The organism is Pseudoflavonifractor sp. MSJ-30, assembly GCF_018918045.1.
In the GTDB taxonomy this organism is placed as follows: domain Bacteria; phylum Bacillota; class Clostridia; order Oscillospirales; family Oscillospiraceae; genus Faecousia.
Window position 1 is genome coordinate 24,187 of the sequence record NZ_JAHLPU010000033.1, and the last position, 8,191, is coordinate 32,377.

General features: G+C 58.0%; 4 protein-coding genes. 2 read left to right on the forward strand and 2 right to left on the reverse strand.

The window, feature by feature from the left end:
• Positions 1-2: 2 nt before the first annotated feature.
• Both KQI10_RS05240 and KQI10_RS05245 read left to right on the forward strand, forming a co-directional pair.
• Entirely contained in the window at positions 3-1,568 is a 1,566-nt protein-coding gene (locus KQI10_RS05240; protein WP_216566359.1) for a CdaR family transcriptional regulator, read from the forward strand.
• A gap of 237 nt (positions 1,569-1,805) precedes the next feature.
• The gene (locus KQI10_RS05245; protein WP_253285165.1) at positions 1,806-2,720 is read left to right on the forward strand and encodes a sugar phosphate nucleotidyltransferase; all 915 of its coding nucleotides are present in this window, start codon (positions 1,806-1,808) and stop codon (positions 2,718-2,720) included.
• Positions 2,721-2,912: 192 nt separating this feature from the next.
• Here KQI10_RS05245 and KQI10_RS05250 read toward each other — a convergent pair whose 3' ends face one another.
• Together KQI10_RS05250 and KQI10_RS05255 are read right to left on the reverse strand one after the other, a co-directional pair.
• Positions 2,913-5,597, reverse strand: a complete 2,685-nt coding sequence (locus KQI10_RS05250) for a hypothetical protein (RefSeq protein ID WP_216566360.1) — start codon at positions 5,595-5,597, stop codon at positions 2,913-2,915.
• On the reverse strand, positions 5,594-8,059 hold the full coding sequence (locus KQI10_RS05255) for an RND family transporter (protein ID WP_216566361.1): 2,466 nt from the start codon (positions 8,057-8,059) through the stop codon (positions 5,594-5,596). The genes KQI10_RS05250 and KQI10_RS05255 overlap by 4 nt, the downstream gene beginning before the upstream one ends.
• Positions 8,060-8,191 lie beyond the last annotated feature (132 nt).

Sequence of the window (8,191 nt, forward strand, 5' to 3'; positions counted from 1 at the left end):
GGATGGAGAAATACACCCTCGCCCATATGAATCCGAATCTTGCCATGGCGGCCCAGGCATTTCCCGGCTGTATCATACATGATTCCGGCAAAGGACAGTCCTATCTGGATGTACGCATTTTCCGCAGCGCCCTGCCCATGAGCGAGAATATTCTGTATCTTGTCCGGGAGGCGGACGCGGCTTCTTTTCCCGGCGATACCTACGCCAGCATCTGTAAGGCATTCATTTACGGGACCGCCGACCGGATTACCGTACCGAATCTGACGGATGAGCAGGTGCTGGATCGGGCCATGGTTCTGTTCTCCCGCTGCCGGGAGCAGGAGCAGCGTCTGGACGAGCTGGTCTTTCAGGGCGCCACATTGCAGCAGCTCTGCGAGGCCGGGGCTGATCTGCTGGATAACCCGGTGTACATCCATGACGACTGGTTTATGGTTCTGGCCCAATCCTCTCAGGTGGACGATGTGCTGACTCCGGAATACACCATGACCTCCCAGCGAGGCTTCCTGCCCAGAGTCATTGTGGACGACCTGCAATTTGACAGCGACTATCTGGAGACCTATACCACCCACGATGTGCAGCTCTGGCACAACCCCAGCAAGGCGGCTGACTGCCTGTATGTAAACCTGTGGGACGGGGCCATCTACCGTGGGAGACTCCAGGTCATGGAGACCAACCACCCCTTCCAGCCATCGGACTACCGCCTGGCGGAGGTCCTGGCCCAGCGGGTCATGAGCTGCCTGCACTATCGCGGCAGCACCGCGGACTCTTCCTTCCGCAGCATGGACGATGTGATCTCCGATCTGCTGCAAAACCAGCAGCCGGACGGCGGCCAGCTGCGGCGGCTGCTGGATCAGCTTGGCTGGGACGAGAACGACCCCTATGTCTGCCTGAATATCGCCGGTCAGGAGGATGCTCCGTCCACCATTCAGGAACATTCTCTGCACAGCGACCTTTTTCGGTATTTCCCCAACAGCTATGTGCTGCTGCAGGATCACAAGCAGTATGTGATTCTGAATATGCGCCGGCTGGCCATTCCCTACACCATGCTGCGGCACACCCTTGCCCCGCTGTGCCGGGATTATCTGCTGTATGCTGGCATTTCCTCGCCCGCCCAGGGGGTGCGGGATATCCATGTGGCCTTTACCCAGGCCCAGATTGCGCTGGAGACCTGCTTCCGCCTGCGGGGGGACCACTGGATCCGGGTGTTCTCCCATTGCGCTCTGGCCCATATCATCGATAATTTCCGGTCGCCTCTGACAATCGAGCAGACTCTTTCGCCGGCCCTGTATGCCCTGCGGGCCTACGACCGGGAACACGGCACTCCTTACTTTGAGACGCTGCGGGCGTATCTGCTCTGTGAGCGGGAGATTCCCAAAACCGCCCAGACCCTGATTATCCACAGGACGACCCTTTTATACCGGCTTAAAAAAATTGAAAGCCTGGTTTCCCTGAACATGGACGACCCGGGGCAGCGGCTGTATCTGCTGCTTTCCCTGTGGATCATGGACCGGGAACACCAGCCCGAAACCGGCAAAGAAGGGGAAATTTCCGGAAATCCATTGCAATAGACGGGAAACTATGGTACTCTATAGACAAGTTTGACAAGCAAATAGGAGCTGCGGGGAGAAGAAATTGACAATTGATAATGAACAATTGACAATTATGGTGTCCCTGCGGGACAAGTTTGGATTGCTTATTCGAACCCTTTCCTAAATTGTCAACTGTCAATTGTCCATTGTCAATTGCAAAAAGCAATGTCTTGCGGTGACGCAGAGAGTAATTACAGAAACAGGAGGATATGATCCTTGAAAAAGACGACCCTTGTGATTATGGCCGCCGGAATCGGCAGCCGTTATGGCGCGGGCATCAAGCAGCTGGCCAGCGTGGACGGCTCCGGCCACATCATTATGGACTATTCCATTCACGATGCCATTGCCGCGGGCTTTAATAAGATCGTTTTCATCATCCGCCGGGATATCGAGCAGGATTTCCGGGAGGTCATCGGCGACCGGATCGAGGCGGTATGCCAAAAAGCCGGGGTGGAAGTCGCCTATTGCTTCCAGTCCCTGACGGAGATTCCGGGTGAGCTTCCCGAGGGGCGCACCAAGCCCTGGGGTACCGGACAGGCGGTTCTTGCCGCCAGAGAGCATATCGACGGCCCCTTCGCCGTCATCAACGCCGACGACTACTACGGCAAGAGCATCTACCGGGAGATCCATGACTATCTGTGCGCGGATCATCCGGATAACGCCTACTGCATGGCGGGCTTTATCCTGAAAAACACCCTGTCCGACAACGGCGCCGTGACCCGGGGCATTTGCCAGGTGGACGGCAAGGGCTTTTTGACCAACGTGGAGGAGACCAAGAACATCCGCCCCACCGCGGACGGCGCGGAAGCGGACGGCAGGTGCCTGGATCCGGACGGTTATGTCTCCATGAACATGTGGGGGCTGTCCAAAGCGTTCCTGGGTGCGCTGGAGGAGAACTTCAAGACCTTCTTTGAAACCGATGTGCCCGCTAGTCCGCTGAAGGCGGAGTATCTGCTGCCCATTCTGATTGGTCAGCTGCTGCAGCGCAAGGCCGTTACCGTCCAGGTGCTGCCCACCCACGACAAATGGTTCGGCGTCACCTACGCCGCCGACAAGACCGCCGTCACCGAGAGCTTCGCCCAGCTTATCGCCCAGGGCGTGTACGGCGAAGACCTTTACGCGGATCTGTAAAGCCTTATCCCTACGGAAAAATCAAAGAAACGGCAGTCCCCTAAATCCCGGGGGACTGCCGTTTGCGCTTAGACAGCACCGCACAATTGCGTCTGCGAGTCTCAAACGTCTTTTTGCTCCGCCATTTTCGGAACTTTGAATTGGAACAAAAACCCTGTCTGAGACTTCTTGACGAATTGTGCGGTGCTGCCCTTACTTTATCCCTGTTTTTCTCTTCCGGCTTTTCTTCTTTTTCCGGTGTACCAGCAGGAGAATCACCAGAAGCAGTACGACCGCGGCGGCCGCACAGGTTAGAAGCAGGGGCATTGGGTTCTGCTTCTGGCGGAGGGCGGCGCTGAGGGTGTTTCCGGACGCGGTGAAGAGCAGGTAGCTGCCGTCCTGGGTGGCCTCCGTTTCTGCCCAGCCGGAGCCGGTGTCTACATAGAGAATGTAGCTCTTCTTGCTGTCCGGCATCCGCAGGTGAATCGTATGGCTGTTCTGCCCATCCTCCGGGACGGTCAGGCTCCAGCCAATCTCCGCTCCGTCGGGCAGACCCGCGGTGATTTCCTTCGCTGCCAGGTCCAGGCCGGAGACGAAGCTGCCTTCTGCCAGGGCGATGGGAAGCTGGCCGGTCTCGCTGCCGGTGTCGGCGGCGGCCTGAAGCTCTGTGTACTCGGCATGGACGGTCTTGTCGGCGCAGATGTGGGCGGGGTCAAAGTCTGCCCAGACGCCGCTGTAACCGTCCTTCTCCGGCACCTCGGGGATATCCTTCAGACGGCGGTTGTAATCCACCCGGCGGGTGAAGGTCTGGTTATCCGTCACAAAGGTGATGACCATTTTGTGAAAGGCCTCCGGAACATCCTCCAGCTCCATGAACCGGTTGTAGCTGATGGGTTCCGCGGAACCGGCATAGCTGATGCCGTCAATGCCCGCGAAATCATCGGATGCCACAAAATAGTTCTCGGTGCATTCGCCGTCGGCGTCCAGCTTTCCGGCGATGGCTCCGGTGTTTTCTCCGGCATTTTCCAGGGTGACCAGAGCCCGGTTGCCCATGAGCTGAGAGGCCTGACCGGCGATGCCGCCTACCAGATTGGCGCCGGATACATGGCACTTGGCCCAGTTGTCAGAGACCTGCTTTTTGGTCTGGCCCACGATGCCGCCTACCCAGCTGGCGTCCGGGGAATCCACGGTGCCGTAGCCCTCGCAGCCTACGATGGCGCCCAGCGTGGTCTTGCCCGCAATGCCGCCGGCGCACTGTTTTTTGGCCGTTACCGTACCCCGGTTCTGGCACTGGTACACCAGTGCGCGGGTGCGGAAGGTGAAATTCAAAGAACTGTCGCCCTGAACGGTCAGATCATCCTCGGGGTCCAGATCGTTTTCCCAGGACAGCGCGCCCACAATGCCGCCGGCGTTGATATCGGCGTTGACCGTGCCGTAATTGATGCAATTCCGCATTTTACCGGCGGAATCCGATTCCACGTTCTCGCCGGACACATCTTCAACAATATTCTCGTTTTCTTCCCGGCCGCTCATAACGTCCACCACCCGGCTCATCTGGCTGGTCAGAGACTTCAGGTCGGCGATCACCTGGCCGCCGTCCTCGGCGGCGGACTGGCTGACGGAACTGATCTGCCACACCAGATCGCTCATGCAGCTGCCCACTGTTCCGGCGGCAGCCCAGATGGCGTCCATGTCCCCAATGTTGATATCCGGGATATCGATATCGTCTCCCGGCTTCCAGTCGGGATTCGGGTCAGGGATGGAGGTATTGTCCCTGATGACGGTCAGCAAATAGTCAATGGCGCTGAGCAGGTCATTCATGGAGCCCTGTACCTGTACCAGGCCGGCCTGAATGGAGCTGTTGGCGTTTCCGGCGTCATAGGCGGCCCGGTTCAGGATGCCCTGAGCGGTCTGCAGCTCTTTTTCCAGCTTTTGCAGAGTGTCCTCATCATAGACCAGAATGTTGTTTGGTTCCATCTGGCCCAGAACGCCGCCGCCTTCCTTCCGCGCGTAGACGTCGCCATAGTTCACGCAATCTGCCATAAAACCGCTGCTGGAACCGGCCACACCGCCGATGTTATAGCCGGTGTGCTGGTAGCCCACATTGCCCTCATTGCGGCACAGGCGGATCACGCCGCTGCTGGAACCAACGACGCCGCCAATGTCAGAGCCGTTGAGACCGCCCTCGTCACTGGTGAGCCGGGGGATGGTGATGTCGTCCAGAGAAAGAGTCTCGGTGGCCAGGACGGTATTGACGTTGGCCTTGTTCACACAGTCGTACAGCACACCGCTGTTCTCGCCCACGATGCCGCCCAGGACCTTGCTGCCCCGGATATAGCCCTTCATGGTGCATTTTTCCACGCGGCCGCTGACCTCGTTCACACCCACGATGCCGCCAACCTGGCTGATGCCGCAGACGGCGCCGAAGAAGCTGACGTTCTGCACCAGACCCGCGTTGACGCCGGCCAGGCCGCCCACCTTTGTGGAGCTGCCTGAGGGGATCACCCGGCCGATGATTTGCAGGTTTTTAACGGTGGCTCCTTCCTGAATGTAGCGGAACAGACCCTTGGCGGAGCCGTCGGAATCCGCGGCCAGACCGTAAATCTTGTGCCCCTGACCATCGAAAATGCCGCCGAAGGTGGGGATTTCAAAGCCTTCCAGGTCCTTTACGTCGATATCTGCTGTCAGCAGAACCTTCAGATTCCGGCTGGCGCTGTCCAGACGGCAGAGTTTGGCGAGCTTTTCCAGATCCTCCGCCGTGGAGACGGTGTATTGCTCATATTCCGTTTCGGATTCTGCGGCTTCTTCCGCATCGGTGTTTTCGGCCCGGACGCACAGGGGCAGCAGCAGCGCCGCGCAGAGCAGCAGGGCCAAAATTCGGATCAGATTCTTTTTCATTCCTTGCTTGCTCCTTCCTCCAGCGCGGGATGGTCCTCTACGACCTCCACATCGCCGGTGGCGATGGAGGCGTTGATCTGGCCTGTCAGAATGCCGTTGATTTCGGCATCCACAACGCCGTTGATGTAGCCCCGGACCCGGCCGCTGACACGCATGGTGCCGCTGGCCGTGTGGACTTTCCGGTCCAGCGTGGGCATTTCAAAGCTGGTGCGCTCGATAATGGTATCGCCCAGCACCAGAATCTGGGGCAGGACAGCCAGAACCAGCACAATGGAGATGATGGTGCCCCGGCCCAGACAATCGCCAATGGTGGCGATGACGGGGTTGGTGGTCATAACGGCAATCAGACTGCCGGCAGCGGCCAGAATGGTACCGGAGGTGAAGATGGTGGGGAAGGAGGCGTTCAGCGCCTCGACAATGGCCTTCCTGGGCGGGTATTGCTGCTTCATCTCCGTGTAATGGCTGGAGATAACGATGGCGTAGTCGATGTTCGCGCCCATCTGGATGGAGTTGACGATCAGATAGCCAAGGAAGTACAGCGGCGTGTTGCGGATGGCGGGGACGGCAAAGTTGATCCAGATACTGCCCTGAATCACCATAATCAGCAGCACGGGCAGACCTGCGGACTTGAAGGTGAAGAGCAGGATCAGCATAACGAACAGGGCGGACAGAATGGAAATCAGAAGGTTATCCTCGGCAAAGGAGGAACTCAGGTCAATGGCGCTGGTGCTGTTGCCGACGATGTAGAAATTGTCGCCATAGTAGGAGCGCACAAGGTCATGCATTTCGTCCAGAAGGGAAACCGTTTCGTCCCCCTCTTCGGGAAGATCCAGATAGGCAACCATACGGCTGTAGTCGTCGCTCTTCAGCTGAAGCCTGGCCTGATCCAGCTGGGCAAAAAGGTCATCCAGAGTGTCCTGAATGGCGCCGTCCAGCTTGATGTTTCCATCCTCCATCTGGGTCTTCAGAAACTGGAACATGTCGAACAGGGGGACCTTATAGGCCCCGATGCCGTTGATCAGCTCGCCGTACTGGCTCTGGTCCGTGGCATAGGCCGTATAGAGCAGCTGGGCCACTTCGTAGTCCAGATTCGCCAGCTCGGAGAATTGCCGGGGAGTCAGGGCATCGGTGAGCACATAGCCGTCCATGGCCTCGATGTTGGAAAGGCCCATGGTGGACTTGATCCGGTCGTCACTGTCCAGCGTCTCCAGAATGGCCCCTTCCTTTTCGTAGTCCCCGGAGGGCACGATAATGGCCACCATGTTGTTGTAGCCAAAGGTATGCTTGATCTTCTGCACGGCAATCTGCTGCTCGCTCTGTTTGGCGGTGGTCAGGTCATTGAAGCTGTAGGCATAGGGACAGCGATTGGCAAAGATACAGGCCACTGCCGCAATGGCTACGAACAGGGGCGGAACAATGAATCGGGTCTTCACGTCAAATTTGCCGATGGCTGTGATTTTCGGCAGCAGCTCCTTGTGCTGGCTGCGGTCAATGCGCTTGGAGAACAGCACCAGCAGGCCCGGCATCAGGGTAAACACCGACAGAAGACTCAGCAGAATGGCCTTGATCAGCACAATGGCCATATCGAGGCCGATGCCGAAGTGCATGAAGGCCAGGGCGCCCAGACCGGAAATGGTGGTCAGGGAGCTGGAGGAAATCTCGGGAATGGCTTTGCTCAGAGCCTCAATGCAGGCTTCCCGGGTGCCCAGGGTCACATGCTCCGCGGAGAACCGGTGGCAGAGGATAATGGCGTAGTCAATGGCCAGGGCCAGCTGCAGCACCACGGTAACAGAGTTGGAGATGAAGCTGATCTTGCCGCACAGAAAGTTGGTGCCCATGTTCAGCAGCGCCGCCGCGCCGAAGGTCATAATCAGCACCGGCACTTCCATATAGGCTTTGGAGGTCAGGGTCAGAACGAGGACGATGATGACTGCGGCAATGAGCACAATAACGCCCATTTCCTTGGCCAGGTCCGCGGAGGTATCCTGGCCCACGGTGGAATCCACATAGCTGTCATAGGGTTCCAGAAGCTCGTTGATCTTCTTCATGGCGTCCAGGGAGACCTGATCTGTTTCCGTGCCGTCAAAGCTCACGTCCAGCAATGCGGCGGTGCCCCGGTAGTGATCCTCGGTGGTATCGAAGGTCACCCGGGAGACGCCGTCCAGGTCGGCGATCTGATCCGCCAGAGCCTGTGCCCGCTGGGTGGTCACGTTGGTGACCATGACACGGGCGGAGCCGTAGGTAATGAAATTGTCGTTCATGACGGTCAGACCCTGCCGGGTCTCTGTATCGTCCGGCAGATAGGTGGTGATGTCGTTTTCCACCTCGACCCAGTTCCGGGAGAACAGGCAGAACACCAGTGCCACCACATACAGCAGGAAAAACAGGTTCCGCTTGTCCACTATAAATGTGGCGACCTTTTTAATGCCGCCGCCTTCGGACTTTTTTTCTTCTTTTGCCATTGCATTGGCTCCTTTCACGGGGAGTGTGATATGTGATAAATTGGGGTTTGTCGAACAAAGGCTTCCCTTGGGGGAAGCTGGCAGGGCGAAGCCCTGACTGATGAGGGGCGGCATGCAGAACCGATGTGGAAT